Source organism: Streptosporangium sp. H16 (genome assembly GCF_051918855.1).
Lineage (GTDB): Bacteria > Actinomycetota > Actinomycetes > Streptosporangiales > Streptosporangiaceae > Streptosporangium.
The window spans coordinates 1-24703 of record NZ_JBPXMD010000018.1 but is presented as its reverse complement, the minus strand read 5'-3'; the positions used below and the strand labels follow the sequence as shown (position 1 = coordinate 24703).

General features: G+C 72.0%; 21 protein-coding genes. 10 read left to right on the top strand and 11 right to left on the bottom strand.

Annotation, left to right across the window (positions count from 1 at the left end; translation table 11 throughout):
• Nucleotides 1–92: 92 nt before the first annotated feature.
• From ACTOQ2_RS27170 to ACTOQ2_RS27160, 3 genes are all read right to left on the bottom strand, one after another.
• Nucleotides 93–527, bottom strand: coding sequence for a hypothetical protein (locus ACTOQ2_RS27170; RefSeq protein ID WP_440103271.1), 435 nt, complete (start codon nt 525–527; stop codon nt 93–95).
• On the bottom strand, nt 524–1102 hold the full coding sequence (locus ACTOQ2_RS27165; protein WP_440103269.1) for an RNA polymerase sigma factor: 579 nt from the start codon (nt 1100–1102) through the stop codon (nt 524–526). The genes ACTOQ2_RS27170 and ACTOQ2_RS27165 overlap by 4 nt, the downstream gene beginning before the upstream one ends.
• Nucleotides 1103–1168: 66 nt before the next feature.
• Nucleotides 1169–2635 (bottom strand): S8/S53 family peptidase, encoded by a 1467-nt coding sequence (locus ACTOQ2_RS27160; RefSeq protein ID WP_440103268.1) that lies wholly within the window; start codon nt 2633–2635, stop codon nt 1169–1171.
• A 183-nt stretch (nt 2636–2818) separates the two neighbouring features.
• Here ACTOQ2_RS27160 and ACTOQ2_RS27155 point away from each other — a divergent pair, with 183 nt between their 5' ends.
• Nucleotides 2819–5455, top strand: coding sequence for a CHAT domain-containing protein (locus tag ACTOQ2_RS27155; protein ID WP_440103266.1), 2637 nt, complete (start codon nt 2819–2821; stop codon nt 5453–5455).
• 156 nt (nt 5456–5611) lie between these two features.
• Here the strand turns inward: ACTOQ2_RS27155 and ACTOQ2_RS27150 are convergent, their stop codons facing one another.
• Complete coding sequence (locus ACTOQ2_RS27150) at nt 5612–7852, bottom strand: LuxR C-terminal-related transcriptional regulator (protein WP_440103264.1); 2241 nt, start codon at nt 7850–7852, stop codon at nt 5612–5614.
• 58 nt (nt 7853–7910) lie between these two features.
• Between ACTOQ2_RS27150 and ACTOQ2_RS27145 the strand changes: the two genes are divergently transcribed.
• From ACTOQ2_RS27145 to ACTOQ2_RS27135, 3 genes are all read left to right on the top strand, one after another.
• On the top strand, nt 7911–9074 hold the full coding sequence (locus ACTOQ2_RS27145; RefSeq protein ID WP_440103262.1) for a M12 family metallopeptidase: 1164 nt from the start codon (nt 7911–7913) through the stop codon (nt 9072–9074).
• A 51-nt stretch (nt 9075–9125) separates the two neighbouring features.
• A complete protein-coding gene (locus ACTOQ2_RS27140; RefSeq protein ID WP_440103260.1) occupies nt 9126–9608 on the top strand; it encodes a VOC family protein in 483 nt (160 codons plus the stop codon).
• 175 nt (nt 9609–9783) lie between these two features.
• Nucleotides 9784–10128 (top strand): hypothetical protein, encoded by a 345-nt coding sequence (locus ACTOQ2_RS27135; protein WP_440103258.1) that lies wholly within the window; start codon nt 9784–9786, stop codon nt 10126–10128.
• A 71-nt stretch (nt 10129–10199) separates the two neighbouring features.
• Here the strand turns inward: ACTOQ2_RS27135 and ACTOQ2_RS27130 are convergent, their stop codons facing one another.
• From ACTOQ2_RS27130 to ACTOQ2_RS27100, 7 genes are all read right to left on the bottom strand, one after another.
• Nucleotides 10200–11078 (bottom strand): SRPBCC family protein, encoded by an 879-nt coding sequence (locus ACTOQ2_RS27130; protein WP_440103256.1) that lies wholly within the window; start codon nt 11076–11078, stop codon nt 10200–10202.
• Complete coding sequence (locus ACTOQ2_RS27125) at nt 11071–11628, bottom strand: helix-turn-helix domain-containing protein (protein WP_440103254.1); 558 nt, start codon at nt 11626–11628, stop codon at nt 11071–11073. Before ACTOQ2_RS27125 ends, ACTOQ2_RS27130 begins: the two co-directional genes overlap by 8 nt.
• Nucleotides 11629–11784: 156 nt before the next feature.
• Nucleotides 11785–13269: a glycoside hydrolase family 130 protein gene (locus tag ACTOQ2_RS27120; protein ID WP_440103252.1), complete on the bottom strand. Its 1485-nt coding sequence runs from the start codon at nt 13267–13269 to the stop codon at nt 11785–11787.
• Nucleotides 13270–13566: 297 nt separating this feature from the next.
• Nucleotides 13567–14640: a glycosyltransferase gene (locus tag ACTOQ2_RS27115; RefSeq protein ID WP_440103250.1), complete on the bottom strand. Its 1074-nt coding sequence runs from the start codon at nt 14638–14640 to the stop codon at nt 13567–13569.
• Nucleotides 14637–15776 (bottom strand): glycosyltransferase, encoded by a 1140-nt coding sequence (locus tag ACTOQ2_RS27110; RefSeq protein ID WP_440103248.1) that lies wholly within the window; start codon nt 15774–15776, stop codon nt 14637–14639. Before ACTOQ2_RS27110 ends, ACTOQ2_RS27115 begins: the two co-directional genes overlap by 4 nt.
• A gap of 189 nt (nt 15777–15965) precedes the next feature.
• Nucleotides 15966–17051 carry a glycosyltransferase family 4 protein gene (locus ACTOQ2_RS27105; protein WP_440103247.1) on the bottom strand — a complete coding sequence of 362 codons (1086 nt, stop codon included), beginning with the start codon at nt 17049–17051 and terminating at the stop codon, nt 15966–15968.
• Between the two features lie 46 nt (nt 17052–17097).
• On the bottom strand, nt 17098–17349 hold the full coding sequence (locus ACTOQ2_RS27100; RefSeq protein WP_440068707.1) for a hypothetical protein: 252 nt from the start codon (nt 17347–17349) through the stop codon (nt 17098–17100).
• Nucleotides 17350–18079: 730 nt separating this feature from the next.
• Here ACTOQ2_RS27100 and ACTOQ2_RS27095 point away from each other — a divergent pair.
• The 6 genes from ACTOQ2_RS27095 (at nt 18080) to ACTOQ2_RS27070 (ending at nt 24124) form a co-directional block, all read left to right on the top strand.
• Nucleotides 18080–19267, top strand: a complete 1188-nt coding sequence (locus ACTOQ2_RS27095) for an esterase-like activity of phytase family protein (RefSeq protein WP_440103245.1) — start codon at nt 18080–18082, stop codon at nt 19265–19267.
• A 318-nt stretch (nt 19268–19585) separates the two neighbouring features.
• On the top strand, nt 19586–20359 hold the full coding sequence (locus tag ACTOQ2_RS27090; RefSeq protein ID WP_440103244.1) for a MerR family transcriptional regulator: 774 nt from the start codon (nt 19586–19588) through the stop codon (nt 20357–20359).
• 468 nt (nt 20360–20827) lie between these two features.
• Nucleotides 20828–21433: a GOLPH3/VPS74 family protein gene (locus tag ACTOQ2_RS27085; protein ID WP_440103242.1), complete on the top strand. Its 606-nt coding sequence runs from the start codon at nt 20828–20830 to the stop codon at nt 21431–21433.
• A 31-nt stretch (nt 21434–21464) separates the two neighbouring features.
• Nucleotides 21465–22937 (top strand): APC family permease, encoded by a 1473-nt coding sequence (locus ACTOQ2_RS27080; protein WP_440103240.1) that lies wholly within the window; start codon nt 21465–21467, stop codon nt 22935–22937.
• Nucleotides 22934–23527, top strand: a complete 594-nt coding sequence (locus ACTOQ2_RS27075) for a GNAT family N-acetyltransferase (RefSeq protein ID WP_440103238.1) — start codon at nt 22934–22936, stop codon at nt 23525–23527. The genes ACTOQ2_RS27080 and ACTOQ2_RS27075 overlap by 4 nt, the downstream gene beginning before the upstream one ends.
• Before the next feature lie 225 nt (nt 23528–23752).
• A complete protein-coding gene (locus ACTOQ2_RS27070) occupies nt 23753–24124 on the top strand; it encodes an STAS domain-containing protein (RefSeq protein ID WP_440103236.1) in 372 nt (123 codons plus the stop codon).
• The last annotated feature ends 579 nt before the right edge of the window (nt 24125–24703 follow it).

Below are 24703 nucleotides of genomic sequence, written 5' to 3'. Positions count from 1 at the left end.
CCACCTGGGCACCGAAACCCGGGGGCCGCCGCGGGACGCGGACGGGCGCGGGCCGGAAGCCGCGCCCACCGCGCCCACCGCGCGGGCCGCCGTCAGACGGTGATCCACTCGGTGACGACCGTCGCGTCCCCGAGACGGCAGCGGAGGCTGAACGGCCCGGCGGGAACGTCGTCGTAGATGAACCTGCCCAGGTCGTCGGCCGTCAGGGTGACCGGCCGGCCTCCGAGGACCTCGACCTCCACGCGCCGCGGCGGCATCAGCTGGCCCACCACCCGCCCGCCGGTGGCGGTCACGGTGACCTCCAGGTCGACGGTGAGCCCCGCGCCCTGGAAGGTCAGCACGCGCGGCTGCCGCTCACCCCGCACCTGCGAGGACCCGCTCAGCGAGTCGAAGACCAGCTCGGCCAGCTCCGCGTCGAGCGTGCGCAGCGTGTACGCCTCGACCGCGATCTGCAGGAGATGCGACGGAACGGGATCGAACAGCTCGATGGCGTGACGCAGCTCCGCCTCCAGCTCGTCGTCGCTCATTGGAAACCCCGCCTGCCCAGGAGGACGCGCAGCCGTCGCAGGCAGCGTTGCCTGATCGGCCCGATGCTCCCGACGGCGATGCCGAGCGTCGCCGACACCTCCTGGTAGCTGGACGGCGGTGACGCCGTGAGCAGGCGCAGCAACCGCTGGCAGCTCTCACCGAGCTCCTGGAAGGCCTGCCAGGTCGCCCGCGCCCGCTCCCGCTCCCTCGCAGCGTCCTCCGAGTCGATCACCGCCTGCTCCGGAGTGCGGTCGTCGGCGGCGCGGTCGAACACCGCAGGGTCGCCGCTCGGCGAGACCCGCCGGGCGGTCCTGATCACCTTGATGCACTCGTTGCGCGCCGTGCTGGCCAGCCACGCGCCGACCCTGTCCGGCTCACGGATCCGCGTGAGGTTCTGCGCGAGCCGGAACCAGGTCGTCTGGTAGACCTCCTGCGCGTCCGCGTCCCTCAGCCCGTGAGCGCGCACGACGGACCACACGAGGGGGCTGAGACCTTCGACCAGGGATTTCCACGCCGCGGCGTCGTCGGTGTCCACCGCGGCGCGGAAGAGGATGCCGATCGAGTCTCGGTCCACGGTGAGGTCCCCTTGCTTTCGGGACTGTCATCGTACGCCGGAGGGCCGATCCGCCCGCAGTGGTTTTCAGTGCCCGGCCGGAACACTTCGCACGCTCGCCGATTTCCAGGTGGAGGGGATGAGAGCCGGGACGGGGATGCTCTGCAGGGTGCCGGCGGGGGTCTCGTCCAGGAGCTTTCCGGCGGCCTCCCGGGAACCGGTCCCCTCGTGCCGCATCATGTAGTCGGCGATCATGCCCACCACCAGGGGCGTGGAGAAGGAGGTGCCGCTCCACTCCGCCAGGCCGTCGAACACGACGCGCTCGGGAAGCGCGCTCGGCGACGCCTTCGTGTTCTCGCTGAGCTCGCCCCGGTGCGGGGGGAACTGGCAGGTGCAGTCGTACCGGTGGCCGTACCGGCACTGGGGGAAGGTGGAGTGCTGGTAGTCGTACACCGCGGGGGTGGGGTCCACCGCGGTGAAGGCGCTCACCAGGCGCTCACCGGGCGCGTACGCCGTCACCCACGGCCCGTGGTTGCTGAAGCAGGCGCGGTCCGCGCCGTCCTTCCTCAGCGCCCCCACCGACACGACGGCACCGGCGTAGCCGGGGTGGTCGGCGTAGGCGGCGGGCCAGAACCTCACGGTGTTGCCGTTGTTTCCCGCGGCCGCCACGAGCAGCGTCTCGGGGTGGTCCATCAGCGCGTCCATGAAGCGTTCGAGCCCCAGGAGCGTTTCCGAGCACGTGCTCGGCGTCCCCGCGGACAGGTTGATGATGTCGGGCCACCTCCCCTCGGGAAGCATCCCGCCGAGCAGCTTGTCACCCAGGACCTTCTCGCTGATGGCGCCCGCGTTGACGAGCGTCCCGTGCACCGTGACGTCGGTGCCGGGCGCGACGGCGCTGACCAGCCCGGCGATGAAGGTGCCGTGCCCGACGTACTGCTTGAGGATGCCCTCCTTGTCGAGCTCGACCTCCTTGCCCACGCCCTCGACGCGGTGCATCCACGGGTGCGACCTGTAGTTCTCCACCAGCCCGGTGTCGACCACGAGGACGGACACCGGCACGTCCCCCCGGCCGGAGGACTCGGCCACCGCAGGGTTGGGCGGCTGGGACCGGGGCACCGGCACCGGCTCGTCGCCGGGGCAGCAGTTCACCGCGATGGACACGATGTGGTTCCTGGACACCATGCGACGGCTGTTGTCACGCTCCAGGCCCTCGACGGCCCTCAGCGCGTCCGACACGTCCCGGTCGCTGGAACGTTCGCTCCTGTCCGGTTCCCCGACCCGGATCCTGAGCACGCCGCCGGGGCTGTCGTCCCGTTCCACCCGCACGTTCTCGGCCTGGTCGCCACCGCGATCCCGGACGAACGCGTCCCTGACCACCGAGGCGACCTCGTCGGCGTCGTCGGCGCGGGCGAGGACGTAGCCCTTCTCGTAGAGGAACATGCGCTCCGGACCCTCGAAACCCGCCGCGAGCACGATCTCGTCGCCCATGGCGTCCTGGATCTGGTCGAACTGTTCCTGGAACCTGTCCGGTACCGCATTCGCCGTACTCGCCATATTCGCCGTCCTCGTCTCGGAGATGTCCTGACGTCGCCACGGGTTAAGAGCCGCCGGTCGCCTCGTTGATACACCCCCCGAGCGGATTCCCGGGCGCGAACGGGAGTCCGAAGCCGGACGGGGGCGTCCTCGGAGGGCTCCGCGGCATGGACGCCCTGAACACACCACGTCTAACATCGATCCGTGACCGGGGGAAGCTCGCGGATCCCGCCGCCCGCGGGAGACCCGCTCTCCCTGCTGCCCCTGGTCTTCGCCCGCCCGGCGGACGCGCTGGCCGGAGCGCGGGCCGTGCTGTCGGGGCTGTCGGGCGCCCCCTCGCCGCACGACGCCTCCGTCGCCCACCAGGTGATCGGCATCTGGCACCGCGACTTCGGCGACCTCATGGTGGCGATCGGCCACCTCCGGCAGGCCCGCGCCCTCGCCGCCAGGTCCGGTTCGCCGAACCGCGAGGCCGACGTGCTGGCGACCCTGGGGGCCGCCCTCATCCACGCGGGCCGTACCCGCCAGGGGATGGCGGCGCTGGAGACGGCCGTCGAGAGGGGCAGCGGGATCACCGGGGCCCGCGTGCTGTTCCGCCGCGGCTACGCCTGGTGGGTCCTCGGCGGGCACCGTGAGGCGCTCGACGACCTGCGGCGGGCCATTCCCACCCTGCGCCGCGCCCAGGACACGATCTGGACCGCGCGTGCGCTCACGCTCAGGGCGACCGTCCACCTGGCCATGGGGTCCGTCGAGCGGGCCGAGGCCGACTTCGTCGCCGCCGAGCGGCTGTGGGACACCACCGACCAGGAGCACGACAAGGCCGACGCCGTGGAGAGCCGCGGGCTGGCGGCGTTCAGGTCCGGCGACCTCCCGGCGGCGCTGCGTCTCTTCGACGAGGCCGCGAGCCGCTACGAGGCCCTCGGCACGCCCATGTTCGTGCTGCACATCCGGCGGTGCGGGGTGCTCCTGGCGGCCGGGCTGGCGCGCGAGGCGCTGGAGGAGGCCGACGCCGCCACGGAACAGCTGAACCGCATGGGAGGGCAGACGACCCGCAGCGCCGAGCTCCTCCTGATCGCCGCGCGGGCCGCGATCGCGGCGGGTGAGCCGCACGCGGCGATCGCCCGCGCGAGCACGGCCATCCGGCTGTTCTCCAGCCAGCGCCGCGACTGGTGGCAGGCCCACGCCCGGCTGGTGCTGGTCCAGGCCAGGTTCGCGGCGGGAAAGGTCTCCGGCCGCTCGGTGCGCGACGCCGCCGAGGTCGCCGTACGGCTGGCGGAGCTGCGTTCCCCCGAGGCGGTCCAGGCCTCGCTGCTGGCCGGCCGTACCGCCCTCGCCCTCGGTTGGGAGGCCGACGCGGAACGGCACCTGGCCGCCGCGGCCAGGACCAGGGGACGCGGGCCCGCCTTCGCCCGGGTGGACGGCTGGGTGGCGCAGGCGCTCAGGGCGGCCGCGGCGGGACGCACGCGCGGCGTGCTGGACGCCTGCCGCCGGGGGCTCGACCTGCTGGACGAGTACAGGATGACCCTGGGCGCCTCGGAGCTGCGGGCGCGGGCCAGCGCGCAGGGGGCGGAGCTGGCCCTGCTCGCGCAGCGGGCGACCCTCGCCGGGGGGAGCCCGCGCCGGTTCCTCGGCTGGAGCGAGCGCTGGCGGGCCACCGTGCTCGCGGTCCCGCCGACCCGGCCCCCGGACGACCCCGAGCTGCTGCGCGACGTGACGGCCTTCCGCGAGATCAGCAGCCGGGTCGACACGGCGAGGCCGGGGGGCGTGCCGGTCCCCGCGCTGGAGCGCGAGCAGCGGCGGCTGGAGAAGGAGATCCGCGCCCGCACGCTCCGCACCCGCAGCGCGGGCGGCTTCGACGGGCACCGCTTCGACGCGGGCCCCCTGCTCGACGGGCTCGGCGACGGGTGGCTGATCGAGATCGTCGCCGTCGACGGCGAGCTGCACGTCCTGCTCTGCGGCCGGGGCCGGGTGCGCAGGTTCGCCGCGGGACGGCTGGCCGACGCGGCGATCGACGCCGACCACGCCCGCGCGGGCCTCGCGCGGATCGCGTACGGGGGCTCGGAGGGCAGGTTGCCCGTCCTCGAAGCGGGCGGGCGCCGCCTCCAGGAGTCGCTGCTCGGTCCCGCCGTGCGCCACCTCGGGGACGGTCCCGTGGTCGTCGTCCCGCCGGGCAGGCTGCACGGGGTGCCCTGGGCGCTGCTGCCAGCGCTGGGCGAGCGGGTGCTGAGCGTGTCGCCGTCCGCCAGCGCCTGGCTCCGCGCCCGGCGGATCGAGCCGTCGCCGGCGAAGGAGCGGGTCGTGCTGGTCAGGGGGCCGGGGCTGGCGACGGGCGGTGCCGAGATCCCGCTCCTGGCCGCGCGGTACGGGGAGGCGACCGTGCTGGGGTCGGGCACCGCGGTCGCCCCGGCCGTGCTCGCGGCGCTCGACGGCAGCAGGCTCGCCCACATCGCCGCGCACGGCACCTTCCGCTCCGACAGCCCGATGTTCTCCTCCCTGAGGATGGACGACGGCCCGCTCACGGTGCACGACCTCGAACGGCTGCACAGCGCCCCGTACCGGATCGTCCTGTCCAGCTGCGACTCCGGCAGGCTGCAGCCGGTCGGCGCGAACGAGCTGCTCGGCCTCGCCGCGGCGCTGCTGCCGCTGGGCACGGCCGGGATCGTGGCGAGTTCGGTGCCCGTCGACGACCAGGCCGTGGTGCCGCTGATGCTCGCCCTGCACGAGGGGCTGCGACGCGGCCTGAGCATGGCCGAGGCCCTGCGCGACGCCAGGCTGGCGATGCCCGGTGACGCCCTCAACCGGGCGACCGGCTGGTCCTTCTCCGCCATCGGCGGGGCTTGACGCCTCCGGCCGGGGGCGTCCGGTGTCTCCGGCCGGGCGGGGCTTGACGCCTCCGGCTGGGCGACGTCCGGTGTTTCCGGCCGGGTGGAGCCTGACGCCTCTGGCCGGGGGACCTCCGGAACCCGGCCGGCCGGGCTGCCCGGCGTGCCCGCCGCGCTAACCGACGGTGAAGAGCCTTCCCAGGCCGGCGCGGTCGCTGCTGCCGAGCCGCGCGTAGGCGTCGCACAGGTGGTTGGCCACCGTACGGATCGACACGGTGAGCTGCTCGGCGATCTGCCGGTTGGTCAGGCCCGCCGCGGCCAGGCTGACGATCTGCCGCTGGCGTGCGGTCAGCCTGGGCAGCGCGAGGTTGACCAGGGCGGAGCTGCGCGCACCCTGGCAGGTGCCCGCCAGCGCGGAGGCCCGGTTCCTGGAGGACTGCGAGGCTCGCCGGTCCTCGTGGACGAGGGCCGCGTGCGCGAACGCCTCCGCCGCGTGCAGCGTCAGGCCGAGGCCGGCGAGACCACGCCCCACCTTGTCCAGGGCCTCACCGTCGCGCCCGGCCAGCGCTCGGGCGTGCCGCGCCAGCAGGGGGGCGAGGTCTCCCCGCGCGCGGCCGGCCAGCTCCCCGAGCCGGTCGACGACCAGCTCGGGGGTCCCGAGCCGCACCACGTCGTGCAGGGCGAACAGGTCGTCGTCGAGCGGGTCGTCTCCGGCGGCACGCAGCGCGGAGCGCAGGGCCCCGTCGAGGTCTCCCTCGGCGGCGAGCGTCCAGGTCCGCGCCCGCTCGGTGGCGAGCGCCCACGACAGCGCGTCACCCGCGAGTTCCGGTGCCGCCGGGGACATCGGGGATCCCGAGGATCCCGGGGACATCGGGGACCGGTCCTGGGCGGCGGGCCGCACGTGCGCCCGCGCGTCCCCGCCGGGGGCCGGACCGCGCGACAGGGCCTGCCGTGCCGTCGTCAGGTCGCCGAGGTAGGCGGAGGCGTGCGCGAGTTCGGCCAGGCAGGCGCGGTGGTGGGGGGAACGGCGCAGTCCCTCGCGGCTCCAGGCGGCGGCTTCGCGGGTCTCCCCGCGAAGCCGGGCCACCCGGGCGCGCCGCGCGCAGAACTCCGGCATCGCGGGCTCGTCCCAGCCGGTGTCGTCCTCGGCCATCCGCTCGCCGGTGCCGCGCGGTATCCCCGAGAGCCGTCCCGCGTACGCGCGTGCGGTCAGGTCCTCGCACTCGCCCGCCAGCGCCGTGGCCGTGGCCGAGGTCCGCGGGAGCCGTGGCGAGCCGGAAGGACCGCCCGTCCCCGGGCGCCTCGCGGCGGCCCGGAGCACCGGGCCGTGCAGCGGGTGGGCGAGCCGGACCGACAACCGGTCGTCCACGGTGACCAGCCCCTTCGCCCGCAGGCGTTCGAGGACGCCGAAGGCGGTCCCTGCGCCCGCCGCGCCCGGGACCGGGGGCTCACCGGACGCGAGGAGCTCCGGGAGCGTGCCGGACGCGGTGGGTTCCGAGCGTGCGCCGGACGCGGTGGATGTCAGGGGCGCGGACGCGGTGGTGGGTTCCCGCGGCTCGCCGGACATGACCAGCCTCAGCGGCCTGCCGGACGCGATGAGCTCCAGCGCCTCCCGTTCCTCCCCGTCGACGTCGCGGATCGTGTCCTCGACCAGCTCCCTGACGCGTGCCGTCATCGGGGGAGTGCCCCGCCAGGTCCAGGTGCCCGACACGTTGCTCAGGTCCCCTCCGGCGTGGACGGCGACGACCAGCTCGCGCAGGAGGCGGAGGTCACCGCGGCTCGCCCGGTGCAGGCGCCGGACGGTGAGGGCGTCCACGTAGCCGCCCACCGTCCGGGACAGCAGTTCGCCGCACTCGCGCTCCGTCATGGGGGCCAGCGCCACGCGCGGCAGGAGGTTCTCCTTCCAGAGCCTGGAGACGTCCTCCGGCACGGGCACGCCCTCCCGGACCGTGACGAGCAGGCGGGTACGCCCCCTGCGCGCCAGGCGGTGGACGAGCGCGGCCGAGGAGTCGTCGAGGAGGTGGGCGTCGTCCACGACGAGCACGCGCACCCCGTCCAGCGCCTCCACCGGGTCCGGCGGGCAGAGAAGCCCCGCGGGGCGCGGGGAGGATCCCGTGAGGGACCGGGAGGTGGGAAGCCCGGCGCGGCGCGGGGAGCGGGAGAGGAGATGGGCGAAGGCGGCGAGCGGGGTGTCCAGGGTGTCCGGCGTTCCCGTGACCCGCGCGTGCACCGGCTCGGTCACGGCTTCGGTCACGGCCTCGGGCACGGGTACGGCCTCGGCGGCCAGGCGGCTCCTGCCGCTCCCCGCCGCGCCGGTCACGACGACGCCCCGGCGGCCGGCCGCCAGGTTTCGCCGTACGAGATCGAGTTCCTCCGTCCTGGCCGTGAACGGCCAGGAGCACCGTGGGTTTCTCACAGCGATATGAGCCGGGCCGCCCGTCCGTGATACACGTGGAATTGAGTAGGCCCTACTCATGCGCGTCCGGGATTCCGTCCCCAGTCTCGTGGCATGTGGACACGGTTTCCTTGATCTCCCCATCCTGCCCGCGGGCGAGGGCCGGCACGCCGCGGGGACGTCGATGAGGGCGGGCGACGGCGAGCGCGTCCGGCACTGCTCGCTCCCGCCGTACCCCGCCCACGCGCCGCCGGACGGGCTTGAGGGACGGCGGCGCGCGGCCCTGCTCTCGGGGCGGCGGGCGTGGCTGAACGGCACGGTCCTGCACTACTGCTTCCTGGGTGGGCGGCATGACGGCGAGCACGGCGAGGGCGGGCAGCGCGACGCCGTGCGCCGGGGGTTCCAGGAGTGGAAGGACCTCGGCATCGGGCTGGAGTTCGCCGAGGTCGCCGACCGTACCGAGGCGGAGGTGCGCATCGGGTTCCGGCGGGACGCCGGATCGTGGTCGGCCGTGGGACGCGACGCGCTCCGCGTCGGGACCGCCTCCCGCACGGTGAACTTCGGCTGGGACCTCACCGGGGCGTCCGGCCGGGGCACCGTGCTGCACCAGATCGGCCACGTCATCGGCATGGTCCACGAGCACCAGAGCCCGTACTCGGGCATCCTCTGGGACGAGGAGGCCGTCTACGAGGACTTCGCGGGACCACCGAATCTCTGGCCGAGGTCGCGGACGTTCCACAACGTCATCCGCAGGCTCGACGAGAGCGAGGCGAACGGCCCCGTATGGGATCCGCTGTCCGTCATGGGGTACCGGCTCGGTCCGGGGCTCATCCTGGAACCCTCGTGCCACCGGGCGGGGATCGTGCCGCCGGGCACCGTCTCCGAGCCCGACGCCGCGTTCGCCCGCCGCTGGTACCCGCCCCCGGGAGCCGAGCCGCCCACCGAGCTGCGGCCGTTCTGTTCCGCCCCGCTCGGCACCGGGGCGGGGGAGCAGCGCGACTTCGTGATCACACCTCGCGCCACCCGTGACTACACCGTCGGTGTCTTCGGCGAGTGCGACACGGTGCTGGTGCTGTTCGAGGAGGTCGGCGGCGAACCGCGCTATCTGGCGGGCGACGACGACGGCGGGCGCCCTCGTAACGTGTCCCTCCGAGTCCACCTGCTCAGGGGCCGCCGCTACGTCCTGCGCGCGCGTGTCCACTCCTGCTGGGGACCAGGCCAGGCCGCCGTCATGTGCTGGTGAGCGCCGGGTGCCGGGAAGTGTCGTACGGGTGGTGCAGGATCGTCGGCGCCGGTGAGGTGGCGACACGACGGCGACACGACGGCGATCATGGCGATCAGGTTTCAGGTGACCTTCGACTGCGCCGACCCCGACCGGCTGGCGCGGTTCTGGGCCGAGGCGCTGCACTACCGGCTGGAGGAGGCCCCCGAGGGGTTCGAGAGCTGGAGCGACTACTGGCGCGACGCCGGGCTGCCGGAGGAGGAGCTCTTCGACGGCTACGACTCCATCGTCGATCCCGACGGTGTCGGGCCCCGGCTGTGGTTCCAGAAGGTGCCCGAGGGCAAGGTGGTCAAGAACCGCCTCCACCTCGACCTGCGCGCCAACGAGGACCGCAAGGCGCCCGTCGCGGTCCGCAGGGGGAGGGTCGACGCCGAGGTCGCCCGGCTGACGGCGCTGGGCGCCACCGTGGCGAACGTGCTGACGGTGGAGGGAAACGACGACTACTACGGGGTGACGATGCTCGACCCCGAGGAGAACGAGTTCTGCGTCAGCTAGATCTCCGATAGATGTCCGGCGTTTCCGCAGTTCATCTTTGGAGCGGGAAAAGGCGGGCCGAATTCGCGTGCCGTCGTTCGAATGAAGAGTTTTCCTCGCATATCACGGGGCAGGTGGCCGACGGTCGGAAAAAACGGGTTCCATCCATAGACGACGGGGATGGGGGACGATCCTGATGAGCGACAACACAATTTTAACGGTGATCAACTGGGTCATTGTGGTCTTCGGATGCCTGATGATCGCACAGAGCGTCTACACGCTGGCGACAGGCCGGTTCCCTCCCCTGTACTCCAAGGGCGACCGGGCGTTGCCGGTGCGGCCGTACGCGTGGTACCTGCTGCTCTTCTGGTTGGCCCTGGTCGCGTTGGCGTTGCCGCAGGTGCTGGACTGGCCGAGCGAATGGCGGATCGTCTCCCTCGTGTTCGTCGTCGCCTTCGTGGCGGGAGCGGTCGTCGTGAGGATGAAGATGAAGAAGGCGGAGCGCTCCATGGAATCGAGTGACACTCACCGGACCCCGTGACATTCACGAGGTCGTGTGACGGGGATGACGGAGGGGCGTGACCGGCATGCCGCCGATCCCGCCCCTCGTGGTCAGCCGCTCACCTCTGTCTGCTCCGGCGAGCCCGGAATGCTCGCGTCGAGCCAGATCGGACGCCAGTCGCTCAGCTCGTGGAAGCGGCGCAGCTCGGCGATGCCGCTGAGCCAGCCCATCCACCCGGCGTACGGGGGGTTCTTCTCGTCGAAGCCGCTCTCCACGAAGGTGAGCCGCGTCGCGCCGCCCGAACCCTCCAGCTCCCAGCTGGAGACGCCGCGGCCCGGCCACTCCAGGGAAAGGCTGTGGCCGGGCTCCAGCTCGACGACCCTCGCGGGCGTGTCGTTGACCTCGAAGCCGCCCATCGCGAACCGCCCGCCGACGTACGGCTCGAGGTCGACCTTGTAGCCGAACCACCGGCTGAACTTCTCCGGGTCGACGAGCGAGTCGAACACCGCCTCCGGCGAGCCGCCGATGACGACCCGCTCCCGCAAGATCGGGGAGGTGAAGTCGGCCTTCGGGGTGAGCTCGCGGCCCTCCAGATGGTCGACCAGGTTCGCGATCGACAGGCACCAGAACGTCTGCAGCGTCCCCAGGACGCCGCCCTCGGTCATCGCGGACTCCCGGTCGAAGTGGGTCTGCGTCAGCGTCACGATGGTCGACTCCGCGCTCTCCTCCTCCAGGCCGATCTCGACGGTCGTCTCCTCGCCGCCGAGCTGCCAGGAAAAGCGCAGCGTGTGGTCGTCGACGTGCAGCGGCCGCTGGTGGGGCGCCGCTCCGCCGGGGGTGTGGCGCCCCCAGAACGCGTACCGGTGCGGCAGCTCGACCTCGGCGTGCTCGGCCAGCCAGACGCGCAGCTCGCCCGGGTCGGTCAGGGCGTGGTGGACTGCCTTGAGCGGTGCCGTCACGCGCGCGCTCAGCTTCATCGGCTCACTCACGGGGTTCTCCCTTGGGGTAGCAGGCGACGGCGAGCTTGAAGGCGTCCCCTTCGGCGCCGCCGTAACGGGTGAAAAGGTCTTGCAGCGCCGCCTGGAGGTCGTTCAGGAACTCCTGACGCCGCTCGGGAAGCATGCGGATCTCGCCGGACACGCCGATGGACGGCAGCTCCGGCGCGGTCCTGTCGAGCGCGCCGATGTCGGCCTGGACCTCCTCCATGAGGTCCAGCAGGTAGCCCAGGCTCAGCTCGTCCCGGGTCGTGCGCAGGCCGATCCGGCCGACGAGGCGGGGCGAGAGCCAGTAGGAACGGGCGCTCGCCTGGTAGACGCCCTCGTGGATGCCGCGCACCCTGCGCTCGGTCACCTGGGTCACCAGGCCGGCCTCGACCAGGCGTTTGACGTGGTAGTAGACCCGCTGCGGGGTCTGGTCGAGCAGGGCCGCGACCTCGGTGCACGAGCGCGGCTCGGCGAGTTGCCGCAGCACCTCGATGCGCTGCGGTTTGAGCAGGGCCTCGGCCTGCTCGATCTGCTCCAGGTACAGTACGTCTCTCATCGCAAAATCAACCTTGTATATAAAATTATATTTTGTCAATGGTCGGCGCGGAGGAGCTCGCTCTGCGTCTCCCCCGCGATGACCGGCGACCGGTCAGGCGGGCGAGGGGGAGGCGGCCAGGAGGCCAAAAGAGCAAGGCGGGCGGGGGTGCGGGGCTCACCTGCCTTCTGGGGACGAGCGCATCGCCCCCAGAAGGGTGTCGAGGGTCACGCGGGCGAACCCGATCCGGGCGTCGCTCGCCCCGTACGGCAGCCACAGGGCACCCGCGTGCAGCAGGCCGCCGCAGGAGTACACGACGTTGGGCACGTACCCCTCGCGCTCGGTGTCGCCGGGCGTGAGGAGCGTGCCCGGCAGCTCGGCGATGACGCGGCGCGGCTCGTCCAGGTCGAGCAGCAGCGCGCCGATGGCGTAGCGGCGCATCGGGCCGACGCCGTGGGTCAGGATGAGCCAGCCGGCCTCGGTCTCCAGGGGGGATCCGCAGTTGCCGACCTGGATCAGCTCCCAGCCGCTGCGGGGGGTGTGCAGCGGTACCGGGCGCCGCCACCTGCTGTCCTCGCCGAGGGAGGTCAGGCCGATGGTCTCGCCGTCGGAGCGGCACAGCGCCAGCCGGCGCCCGCCCACCCGACGCGGGAACAGCGCCATCCCCTTGTTGACGGCGGCGGGCCCGCGCAGCGGGGTGACCTCGAAGGTACGCAGGTCGTCGCTGGCGAGCATGTGCGAGCGGATGTGCCGCCCGTCGTAGGCGGTGTAGGTGGCGCGGTACGAGGGCGTGCCGTCCTCATCGACGATCCTCACGAAACGGGCGTCCTCCATCCCGTTGCTCTCGGCCGCGGTGGCGGGCCAGAGTACCCGCCGCTCGATCGGGACGTCGGCGGGGAAGGTCACGGCGTAGTCGGCGGCGGTCGCCCGGCGCAGTTCCTCCACGGTGCCGTGCGTGGTGGTGCGGGTGAGCAGGTCGGTGGGGAGCCGGGCGACCGCCTGCTCGAAGTCGTCGTCGTCGAAGAGGTCGGGCAGCGAGCCCAGCACGGTGGAGGAGACCTCGTTGTCCCAGCCCTCGTCGGTGAGCGCGGCGGCGAGCAGGTCACGCCGGTGGGGGACCCCGTGCCGGGGACCGGCGGTCAGCGGTCCCGAGCGGTCGGCGACGACGAGCTCGTCGCCGGGGCCGAGCACCGCCGTGACGAAGCCGATGGACGACAGGTGGCCCTCGCCGATCTGCCGCGTGCTGATCACCACGCGCAGCCGTCCCGGGCTCAGGCCGGACTGGTCGGGGTGGGCGACCATCGAGGGGTTGCACAGCGCGGCGCCCTCCACCGCGTACTCGTGGCTGAAGTAGGCGCCGACCAGGAGGCGGGCCGCCGGCCGCAGGTCGATATGGCTCGGGACCCGGTAGCGGACCAGGTCGTAATGGTGCAGGAATGTCGTCGCGAGGTCGTGGTGCCGGTCGCCGAACCCCCGCAGCGTCTCCTCGAGGAGCGCGGAGGTCTCGTCGTGACCGAGAAGCGTGATGCGGTCGATCAGGGCGGCGGCCCGGCTGCGCGCCAGGGCGGCGTCCTCGCCGGGCACGAACAGCTTGATGATCACTCTTCGCGGGTCGGGGGCGAGAGTCTGGTCGAGCCGGGTGGCCAGGTCCCTGATGGTCATGGCGCCTCGTTCGGGGGTCTCGGGGCCGGGACGCGGGCCCCTCCGGGAGAGGCGGCCGGGAGGCCGTGCCTTCCGGGGGAGGAGGCCCGAACGTCGCACCCTTCGGGGGTGGCGGCCGGGAGGCCGTGCCTTCCGGGGGAGGGCGTCGGAGCGCGGCACCTTCCGGAGGGCGCGGCCGGGACGCGGCGTTCTCCGAGGAGCGCGGTCGGGACGCGACGCCGTGCAGGGGCCGCGCCATATCCCGTCATGACACCCATGACATCATCCCTCCGGTCCCGTGACCAGGGCACGATGCCTTCAGACGACCTCACTCCGTTCGCTCACCAGGTGCTCGGCGTGCTGCAGGGTGGAGATGAGCGCGATGGTCGACTCCGCGCCCTGGTTCAGATTGGGCCCGTACAGGGTCAGGCCGTCGTAGCCGCCGCCGGTCGCGATGTCCCACATCGCCGTACCCCGGTCGTTGGCGCCCTGGAACCACGCCGACGCCCGCCACACCCCCGCCCGCCAGGCGGGGTCGCCGGTGACGGCGCCCGCCGTGGCGCAGGCGTCGGCGAGCGCGGCGACCTCGATCGGCTGCTGGTCGTAGCGGTCCCGCGGCGCGTGCCGCCGCCAGCCCGCGACGGGCACGACCGACAGCCGCCCGTCCCTGGTCTGGATGTCGTGGAGCCAGGTCAGCATCCGCAGGCCGTCGGCGAGCATCGAGTGATCGCCGCCGAGGTGGCCCGCCGCGATGAGCACCTCGGCGAGGGCGGCGTTGGCGTACGTCAGCTCGGGCTGCGGCCACGGCCAGTCGGGGTCGGCCGGAGGGACGCCGACCGCGAGGGCGGCGTCCGCGAGCAGGGCCGCGGCCGGGGCGTTGTCCGGCAGGACGCGCAGGACCTCCGCCGCGCCGAGCCCGGCGAACGCCATGGCGCGCGGGTGCGTGGACCGCCTGGTGGCGCCGAGGGCGAAGGAGATCAGGGCCTCGTCGCGGATCCACGGGGCGGGGTTGCGGGCCGCCGCGGTGCCCAGGCCCCACAGCGCCCGGCCCCACCAGTCGCCGAGGCCGGGTTCGTCGGTCCAGCGCCGGTCGTGGGAGAGCCGGTTGCGGAACGCGCCGGAGCCGTCCTGCGCGTGCGTGAGGAAGGCCAGGTAGCACTCCGCGAGCCGCCGCACCTCGGGGGTCGGCGCCGGTTCGCGGCTGGTGACGACGAGCCCGCGGGCGACGTCGTCGGTGCAGTAGCCGTGCTGGCGGCGGACGACGGCGTGCCTGGCGTGTTCGAACAGGCCGGTGTCGTCGCTCAGCCGCGCCAGGTGCCGGAAGCCGGGGATGGCGGGGGCGACCACGAGGGACGTGTGGGGGGCGGGGGTCGCGGGGGTCGCGGGAGTCACGGCAGGGCCACCGCCACGGCTGCCGGGCGTCTGGTGAGCAGGCTCCGGGCGAGGTCCTCGTAGCGCGCCGCCACGGCGGGCCACAGCAGGGTCGGGACCAGGGCGTGGGTACGGTTCCTGAGGTCCTCGGCCAGGCCTGGCTCGGTGAGGATCCGGCGTACGGCCGCGGCGAGCGCCTCGGGGTCCTCGTGGGGGACGAGCAGGCCGGGCCCGCCGGTGAGCAGTTCCACGGCGTGCGGGAAGGACGTGGCGACCACCGGCACCCCGGCGGCCACCGCCTCGATCAGGACACCGGAGGTCACCTGCTCGTGCGAGTCGTACGGCAGCACGACCACGTCGGCCGAGCGGACCAGCCGGATCAGCGAGGCCTGGTCGCGGTAGACCGGGTCGTACCGCACGGAGGCGGACACGCCGAGCCGCGCCCCCATCCGCTGCAGCCGGTCGCGGTAGGCCTCCCCGTGGTGTTCGAGCACCTTGGGGTGGGTCTTGCCCGCGATCGTGTACGTGGGCGAGGGGGAGAGGTCCCCCAGCAGGGCGAGCGCCCGCAACGCCCACTCGATGCCCTTGCCGGGGCCGATCAGCCCCCAGGTGAGCAGGTGCGGCCGCGGGCGGCGCTGGGCCGGGACGCGCATGTGGTCGGCGGCTCCGTGCGGGATGACCGACACCTTGCCCGGGTCGACGTGGTAGCCGGCGAGCAGCCGGTCGCGGGCGGTGCCGGTCATGGTGACCACCGCGCCGGCGGCGTCCACGATCTGCTCGAGCAGCCTTCGCTGCCGGGGGGTCGGCCGGGTCAGCACGGTGTGCAGGACCACGATGCTCGGCACCATGAGATGCCGCAGCAGCGGCAGGACGTCCTGGCCGTCCGTGCCGGGGTAGATGCCGTACTCGTGCTGGACCACCGCCACGTCGAACCGCTCCAGGGCGGAGGCCGCCGCCTTCCAGCTCTCGTGCCCGCCGGGGGCCCAGGTGTGCACGACCCCGGGTACCGGGCGTTCGTCGTCGACGTCCGTGGTGACGCGGACGATCCCGCCGCGGGTGCCCCCCTCGGTGAGGTGGGCGGCCAGGGCGGAGTTGAAGGTCGCCAGCCCGCACTGCGTGGGCGGGTGGGTGCTGAGAAATCCGTATGTACAGGCCACTGCCAAGCCTTCCGGTCATCGGCCGCTCCGGCTCACGGATGCGGACCTCACGGGATGAAGACGTCCACCGGCCAGCGTGGTGGCGGATGGAATCGAAGCCTGGCGCCGGGGGCCGTCCTCATCGGGGCCCGGCTGCCGCGACCCCGCAGAGGACCGCGGGGGCTACGTCACTCCGACAGTATCAGGGGATTACGCTCGGTCCACTATGTCGCGGTAGATGCGTAAATAATTGGTCACCATTCTCTCCACCCCGAATCTGCGTTCGGCCTGGGCGCGGCAACCCGCCCGATCGATCGTGCCGACGCGCGAAACGGCGGAGACGGCCTCCTCGACGGTGTCCACCAGAAAGCCCGTCACGCCCGGATCCACGACCTCGGCCATCGACCCGCGCCGGTAGGCGACCACGGGGGTGCCGCAGGCCATCGACTCGACCACCGACAGGCCGAAGGGCTCGTCGAACGCGATGGGATGCAGCAGGGCCGCGCTTCCGCCGAGGATCTCGGCACGCCGCTCGGGGCCGACAGAACCGAGGAACCTGACCCGCTCGCCGTCGACGTGCGGGGCGACCCGCTCCTCGAAGTAGCGCCGGTCCTGGACGATCCCGCAGATGGTCAGCGGCAACCCGGCCCGCCGCGCGATCTCGATCGCCGTGTGGGTCCCCTTGTCGGGATGGACCCGGCCGAAGACGACCAGCCCTCGGCCGCCGTCGGGGTCGAAGGGCAGGAACCCGAGATCGATGCCGTGGTGGACCGTGGCGACGTAGTCGAGCTCGGGGGAGCGGTCGGCGTCGGAGATGGAGACGTAGGCCGATCGGGCACGGGCGTAGGCGGGCAGGATCCCCGCCCCGGAGAACCCGTGGATCGTGGTGAGCAGCGGAGCGCGGCAGTGGCCCGCGAAGGCCAGGGGCAGCCAGTCGAGGTGGCTGTGGACGAGGTCGAACTCGGCGGAACGCCCCAGCGCGTGCGCGACGTGCATCGCCTCCCACACCCGCCCGTCGAGGGACGGATCCTCGGCGTACCCGGTGGGGCAGACCCCGTCGAGCGCCCCCGAGGTGATCGAGTCGAGGGTGGCGAAGAGCGTCACGTCGACGCCCCTGGCGGTCAGTCCCTCGGCGAGCAGGCTGGTGACCTGCTCCCACGGCCCGTAGTGGCGCGGCGGCGTACGCCAGGCGACCGGTCCCAGCAGGGCCACCTTCAGCGGAGCCGTCTCCGTCTCCGACGCCGCCTCTGCCGGAGCCGCCTTCGGCGCGTCCCCCTCCGGCGAAGCCGCCCTCACCGGTCACCGGATCCGGTGCGTACCCGTCCCAGGTCCTCCCTCGACCTCACAGATTCACCCCTCTGCCGGACTGGTAAGGACAGAGCCAGGCAAAAACCACGCTGCTGAAATTCACCAGCATGGTGTGAGGTGTCCGTCCGGCCGTTTCGGTGACCTGGAGCCTGACCACCGACCCGTCCCGCATCCAGCCCGCCACCTCGTCCTCGGTGGGCTCGTGTCCGTGCAGGCGCAGCATCAGGTCGTGGGACTGCCCGGCGATTCGCAGGTGCAGCTCGCACGCGGGCTCGGTATCCGCCATGTTTCGCCGTCCAGATGTCCATGTGGAGTAGACCCGGCGGAGTTGTCGGCGTCCTGTCGAGCGTACTCCTCGCGCCGGAGGCCGCCCCGAGCGGGCGAACGACCACCATGATCGTCCAACCGCTGACGCTCCGACCAGCCGACTCGCCGCCCCGCCGGCTCATCACCCCGCCGGACACCCGGTCAAGTCCCCTCCCTCTCGTGCTCGCGAACTCATGCCCGCGAACCGGGACAAGAACGTCAGTGGGCCAGATCGGCCCCCGGCGCCTCGCATTCGTGTACGCGTCACCGCGATCGATGGATAAACCCCGGAACGGTATTTCACCCGTCAGGGTGGCTTCTCCGCATCGTGACAGGCCGATCGCCATCCAATCCGGTGCGATTCGCGCGCGGGAAATGGCCCGAGCCGTCGCCGTGCGGATGCGCGCCACCTTGGCCGGATCCGTGCGGACGCGGCGTCGCGGGTGTCGCCGGATGTCCGTGCGTGTACGCGTTCCGGGTGTGAGCTGCCCGTACGGTGCCGTCCCCGACGTCCTTACCCGCAGGTTTTGAAGCGGCTTGCCCTTATCGCCGACTTAGTGATGGAAATGCATGACAAATGGCTTGTTCTGTCCTGTCATTGAGCGGCCAATGGGCATTGAATTGTTGATTCTCGTGGAAATTTTCCGCAATCCGCGGTCTCATATTCCAGCCAGTTCTTTCGGGATCATTACTGGGAAGAGGAGAGTCATATGACCAATTCGCGAAGAATCACGGCACTCGCGGCCGCGCTCGCGACGGCGGTCAGCCTCGGGGCCGCCGGTGCGCAGGCGTCGGCGACGGCCGAGGAGACCTCGGTGGTGGCCGCGCCTCCGGCGCAGGGGCTCCGGATCACCCGCTTCCTCGGCGAGCAGCGCCTGCCACACAGGATGCGGTTCCGGGGGACCACCGTCGGCGGCCTCTCCGGTCTCGACCGTGACCCCCGCACCGGCACCTGGTACCTCATATCCGACGACCGGTGGCGCTACAACCCGGCCCGCTTCTACACCGGCCGCTTCGACATCCACCCGGTCACCGGCGCGTTCACCGGGGTGAACCTCACCGGGGTCACCACCCTGCGGCGACCCGGCGGGAGCTCCTACCCGGCCTACGGCCGGCCCAGGTCCGCCGATCCCGAGACGATCCGCTACGACCGGTGGAGCCGCAGGGTGCTGTGGGCCAACGAGGGCGACCGGCCGGACGCGGAGAACCCCAACATCCCGGTGTCCGACCTGTCCGTCCGCTGGACCAACAGCGAGGGCCGCTACCTCGGGGAGCTGCCCGTTCCCCGCAACCTGAAGATGACCGCCACCACCAGCGGCCCCCGGCGCAACTTCGGGTTCGAGGGGCTGACCTCCACGGAGCGGACCATCGCGGCCGTCACGGAAGGCCCGCGATACGAGGACGGTGCGCCGCCGACCGTCAGCCGGGGCGCCACGGCCCGCATCACCGTGTGGGGACGCGACGGCCGGCCGCGCGGGCAGTACGCCTACCCGATCGACAAGCTCCCGGCGGCGCCGATCCCGGCGAACGGCAAGTCCGACAGCGGGGTCTCGGAGATCCTGGCGATCGACGACAACCGCTACCTCGCCCTTGAGCGCTCCTGGATCGAGGGCGTCAACTACAAGGCCAAGCTGTACGAGATCGACCTGCGCGGCGCCACGAACGTGCTGACCCGCGACAGCCTGGCCGCCGGGCGCCCGTACCGCCCGGTTTCCAAGCGTCTCGTCACCGATTTCGGCAGGGTGCAGCCGCCGTTGCAGAATCTGGAGAGCCTCGCCTGGGGGCCGCGCCTGCGCAACGGCGAGTGCACGCTGGTGGTCGGCTCCGACGACAACTTCGACAGCAACGAGGTTACCCAGTTCCTGGCCTTCGCCGCCCGGGGCTGCGACGGCCGTTGAGATAGCACCGGACGACCGGTGCCGCCGCCGGCCACGAGGTGACGGCGGCTCGATCGTGAAAGAACCCCGGCGTGGCCGGGACCCGCGTCGCGGGTCCCGGCCACGCCTGCTGTTCCGCCGTCCCCGCCGCTTCCGCCGTCCCCGCCGCCCGCCCGACTGCCCGTCCGGTCGTCGCGGGAGACGCGGTGATCCGGCACCCGACCGGGTCTCCGTCTCCCGTGCCGGGGCCGGTCCCCTCGGTCCCGGCGGTCCACGGGCGGATCGGGAGACGGCGGTCCGGCTGGACCCACCCACCGCGGGAACCCTCATGCTGGTGAGGTGAACGAGGGACACCTGCCGATCGGGCGGTTCGCACGGCTGTGCCGGCTCAGCGTCAAGCAACTGCGCCACTACGACGAGCTGGGCCTGCTGACCCCGGCGTATGTCGATCCGGACACCGGCTACCGCTACTACCGGCCCGACCAGGCGCGCCCCGCGATGCTGATCGGCCTGCTGCGCTCCCTCGACGTACCCCTCCCCTCGATCGGGCGGGTGCTGTCCGGCGAGGCGGGCGTGCTCGGCGGCGTGCGCGACCGCATGGAGGCCGAGCTGGCGCGCCGCGAGCGCAACTTCGCCGCGCTTGAACGCATCCTGTCCGAGGGGCTGCCCCGGCCGGAGGTGACGGTCGTCCGCGAGCCCGCCCGGCGGGTGGTCGTCGTACGGGACACCGCGCCCCAGGAGCGGATCGGCCCGGTCACCTCGGCGTGCGTGGCCCGGTTGCTCGCGGCGCCGGGCGCGCCGGACGGGCTGCTGGTCGGCCTGTTCCCGCTCGACATGGCGGAGGAGGTGGCCGTGGCCGTCGCGCTGGAGACGTCCGAGGACGTCCCGGGGACGTCCTCGGACGTCCTGCCGGGCGGTCTGTACGCGTCGGCGACCCACATCGGGGCGTACGACCAGATCCCTCTCACCGCGCACGCGTTGCTCGCCTGGGTGGGCGAGCGCGGGCACACGCCTGCCGGCCCGCTGCGGGAGGTGTACGTCTCCAACCCCGCCACCACGCCACAGGACCGGCTGGTGACACATCTGATGATCAAACTGAATGACCCGGAATGAACGGGTGTCCGGCCGCCGGCGATCCCGAAGTAGCCGAGTCCGGTCCCGCGCGGGCGCGTGCATCCCCCGCTATCACCCCCGGCGGGGACACGAAAGCCGTCCCGGCATTACGTCGGTCCTAAAATGCCAAAAGTGTCCGCATCAAAGTACCGCGATGATTCATCGGGATTCGTGGATTTCCTCTTTCGGGAGCCGCCTGACCGGGGTCGTTCCGGCTCCGGGACTCTCTGACCGGTCGCTTCCCGGCACCTGCCTACGGATGGCCAAAAATAAGTAAATTTCTGGATTCGCTGGAGCCGTCGAGGTGTCCTCGGCATGGCTCCGGGTTCTTGGCTATCTGCCCGCTTCTTTGATTGTCGTCGGGTTCATCTATGTCTGCCGCTAGAACTTTGTTCGCATAATGACAAATTTAATGATTTAGCTATACGATCGCCGTTCGTGGTTGGAGTTGATCTTTCAGGAACCCGATTGGCCGACGACCTGTTCTTTGTCATGCATGACAACGCGACCGGCCGGATGAGGCTTCACGCCCGTCTGACCGGTCTCGGGCTGGCCGCCGCCGTACTGGGAGAACTGATGCTCGCCGGGCGGGTGACCGTGGGATCGGCGGCGGGGCAGGTGCGGCTCGTCGTCCTCGACGCGGCGCCGCCTCAAGACGCGCTCACCCGGACCGCCCTGGGGCACATCGTCGCCGAACCCTCGCACCGCTTCCGTACCTGGCTGCAGTTCCTCGCCCGGACGGCACTCGCCGACGTGGCGGCCCGGATGACCGCCGACGGGCTGCTGCGCCCGCCCGGCAGGCGCCCGTCGCGGAGACAGGTACCGGTCGACGTGAACGTCGCGGGATGGCCCGTCGGGCGCGTCAACCTGGCGATCCAACGCCGTGAGCCACTCAACGCCCAGGACCGCGTCCTGCTGGGGCTGCTCGTCGCGACCGGCGGCAACCAGCTCGTCCTGTGGGAGCGGAACCCGGCGTACCTCTCCGCGGCGATCGCCGCCCTTCCGGCGCCGCTCCAGGAACTGATCGCCCAGACCGAGGCCGCCGTCGGCGACGCCGTCATCACCCGCCGGTGAGCTCACCCCCCTCATTCCAAGGAGTCCCTCGATGTCCGTGACAGAGCAGAGAACCGGCGCGGTCTCCGCCGCGCTGGCCCAGGACCGCCTTGGCGTGCCCTCCGTGGTCTTCTTCGTCATCTCGGCGGCGGCACCGCTGACCGTCATCGGCGGCTCGGTGACCGCCGCCTACGCCGCGACCGGCGTGACCGGCGTGCCGCTCGCCTTCATCCTGCTCGGAGGCATCCTGGGCCTGTTCGCCGTCGGCTACGTGACGATGGCCCGCCACGTCGTCAATGCCGGGGCGTTCTACGCGTACACCGCGAAAGGGCTCGGCAGGCCGGTGGGCGTGGCGACCGCGTGGGTCGCGTTGCTGGCCTACAACGCGCTCCAGGTGGGTCTCTACGGAATGATCGGCGCGGCCGCCCAGCCGCTGATCGCCGGCTGGTTCGGCGGCTCCCCGCCCTGGTGGGTCATCGGGCTGGTCGCCTGGGTGCTGACCGGGGCGCTCGGCCTCATGCGGGTCGACGTGAACGGGAAAGTCCTGTCGGTCCTGCTGCTGACGGAGATAGCCGTCGTCGTCCTGTTCGACATCGCGGACCTGGTCAACCCGTTGGCCTCGGGCTACAGCCTCGACGTCTTCGACCCGTCGAACCTCTTCGTCCCCGGGATCGGAGCGGTGGTCGCGATCTGCATCGCGTCCTTCGCGGGCTTCGAGTCGTCGGTGGTGTTCTCCGAGGAGACCAAGGACCCGAGGCGCACGGTGCCGATCGCGACCTATGTCGCGCTCGCCGTCATCTCCGGCCTCTACGCCCTGTCGTCCTGGGCGATGACCGTGCCGATCGGCTCGGACAAGATCGTTGAGGCCTCGCGCGAGCAGAGTTCGAATCTCCTGTTCAACCTGGCCGGGCAGCACCTGGGGGCGACCATCGCCACCATCGGCTCCCTCCTCTTCGTGACGAGCCTCTTCGCCGCGCTGATCGCCTTCCACAACACGATCTCCCGCTACGTCTTCGCCCTCGGCCGGGAGAGGGTCCTGCCCGAGACCTTCGGCCGTACCTCCCCCCGGACCGGTGCCCCGGTCAACGGCTCGGTGGCGCAGAGCATCATCGGGCTGGCCACGATCGTCATCTACGCGATCTTCGACCTGGACCCGGTCATCCAGCTGTTCTTCACCGTCGGGTCGTTCGGCGGCCTGGGACTGCTCATGATGCTGGCGGCCACCTCGGTCTCCGTGCTGGTCTTCTTCGCCAAGAACCCCCACGAGGAGAACGCCTGGCGGACCCGGATCGCCCCGGTCATCTCCTCCGTCCTGCTGTTCGTCGTCATCGTGCTCGTCCTGCTCAACTTCGACACCGTGCTCGGCGTGGCCCCCGACTCCCCGCTCCGCTGGATCATGCCCGCCATCTACTTCGTCGCCGCGGGCTTCGGCGTCATGTGGGGCCTCGCCCTGCGGGCCAGGCGGCCGAAGGTGTACGCCAACATCGGCCTGGGCGCCAAGGCGGCCGTGGGAGGGAACGAATGACCGAGATCATTCGCATCCAGAACGCTCCCGGGGTCGCCGAGACCATCGGCGCGATCATCGCCACCTCCTTCCACGAGCAGGAGGTCTCGGCCTGGATGATCCCGCCGGAGGAGGACCGCCGCCGGGTGATGCCCCCCTTCTTCTCCATGCTCAGCGAAGGCGCCCTCGTCCACGGCGAGGTCCACGCGACGGCCGACATGTCCGCAGTGGCCGTGTGGTACCACAAGGGGGTCGAGCCGCTTCCCGAGGTGCCCGACCGGGCCGCCCGGGTGGAGGCGTTCGCCGGGCCCCACGCGGAGCGCATCGAGCAGATGGGCGAGGAGATGGACCGGCGCCATCCCCACGAGCCACACCACTACCTGGCGTTCCTCGCCGTGCTCCCCGGACATCAGGGACGGAAGACGGGGACCCGGCTGCTGGAGGGGTACCACCGCGGGCTCGACGAGGCGGGGATACCCGCGTACCTGGAGGCCAGCAGCACTCGCAGCCGCAGGCTCTACCTGCGGCACGGCTACCGGGACCTCGGCGAGCCGCTGGTCCTGCCCGGCGGCCCGCCGATGTTCCCGATGTGGCGCCCGCCGAACCCCTGATCCCGGAGCGCCGGGCCGAGGTCAGGCGCGGGAGAGGTGAAGACGGACCTGGGTGCCGGGCGGCCGTCGCGGTGGTGTCCGGCCCGCGCGGCCGGGGACGTTCGCGGCGGCCGGGCCGGGGTATGCGCCGGCGGATCCGCGTTTGGTCCGGGGGGATGGGCATTGCCGCTCGTTATCGGGGTATCGCGGGGGTCCGCCATCGGTACGCGGCCAGGGAGGGCTGAGGTGGATCGTCACAAGCAGGCGTTGTGGGTGCGGGTGACCCATCGCGGGCACTGCAGCGTGCTGGAGGTGGGCGGGCACCTGGACTTCATCACCGCCCCCACGCTCACCCGACACGTCGACGAGGTCTGGGAGCTGAGCGCCGGTCCCCGCCTGGTGCTGGAGCTGTCACAGCTGACCTTCTACGACTCCACGGCCCTGGGAATCCTGGCCAGCACCCGGCAGCGCATCCAGGACACCGCCACCGGCCGGCTCCTGTTCGCGGGCGTCCCGGACAGCCTGCGGCTTCTGCTGCGACGCACCGGCCTGCTGCCCCGCTTCGAGCTGCGCGACAACGCCGAACAGGCCGTCGCCGAGCTGCTCCCCTCGAAGTGAGGAGCCGCTCCTACCTTCACGAGAGTGAAAAATCTATAGTCGCTGATGTAGACATTCGTATCGAGCGGGGATATGGTTTCTGACATCGCAAGGAACGGATCCACCAGGGCAGCGCAGGACTCAGGCATCACGACGAGCTGCCCGGACGAGCGTGGACAGCAGGAGGCAACGCGGTAAGGCCGCGAAGAGGGGCAGAAGGTCGGATGTGCCGGGGCCGAGCGGTTGAAGGGTCCCGGCCGTGGACGCGCTGCCACGGCAGTAGCGGTGAACGAAGTCGCGACGTCGGACGTGCCGGGGCCGGCACAGCAGGTGAAGGGTCCTGGCCGTGGGCGCGCGGTTGCGGGAAGTGACGCATGAGATCGAAGAAGCAGAGATAGCGAAGGGAGTGTTGAACGCCATCAGGATCGCCCGTTGACGGCTGATGTTCCGCCGCACGGGTGCCGCAGTCCCACGGATTGGAAGGTGGTCTACGGTCACGCATACGCGATCCCCGCACACCCGCCCCCATCGGGCGGCCGGTGCGGAAGAAACGGATCGGCCCCAGGGCCGATAGATGGTGTTGAACCTCGCGGGCCCCGG

Bases quoted from the DNA above. Each gene is read 5' to 3' on its own strand.
- ACTOQ2_RS27145 (WP_440103262.1), top strand. From the start codon at position 7,911: ATGCGCGTCCGGGATTCCGTCCCCAGTCTCGTGGCATGTGGACACGGT.
- ACTOQ2_RS27075 (WP_440103238.1), top strand. From the start codon at position 22,934: ATGACCGAGATCATTCGCATCCAGAACGCTCCCGGGGTCGCCGAGACC.
- ACTOQ2_RS27125 (WP_440103254.1), bottom strand. From the start codon at position 11,628: ATGAGAGACGTACTGTACCTGGAGCAGATCGAGCAGGCCGAGGCCCTG.
- ACTOQ2_RS27135 (WP_440103258.1), top strand. From the start codon at position 9,784: ATGAGCGACAACACAATTTTAACGGTGATCAACTGGGTCATTGTGGTC.
- ACTOQ2_RS27160 (WP_440103268.1), bottom strand. From the start codon at position 2,635: ATGGCGAGTACGGCGAATGCGGTACCGGACAGGTTCCAGGAACAGTTC.
- ACTOQ2_RS27120 (WP_440103252.1), bottom strand. From the start codon at position 13,269: ATGACCATCAGGGACCTGGCCACCCGGCTCGACCAGACTCTCGCCCCC.
- ACTOQ2_RS27100 (WP_440068707.1), bottom strand. From the start codon at position 17,349: ATGGCGGATACCGAGCCCGCGTGCGAGCTGCACCTGCGAATCGCCGGG.
- ACTOQ2_RS27095 (WP_440103245.1), top strand. From the start codon at position 18,080: ATGACCAATTCGCGAAGAATCACGGCACTCGCGGCCGCGCTCGCGACG.
- ACTOQ2_RS27170 (WP_440103271.1), bottom strand. From the start codon at position 527: ATGAGCGACGACGAGCTGGAGGCGGAGCTGCGTCACGCCATCGAGCTG.
- ACTOQ2_RS27080 (WP_440103240.1), top strand. From the start codon at position 21,465: ATGTCCGTGACAGAGCAGAGAACCGGCGCGGTCTCCGCCGCGCTGGCC.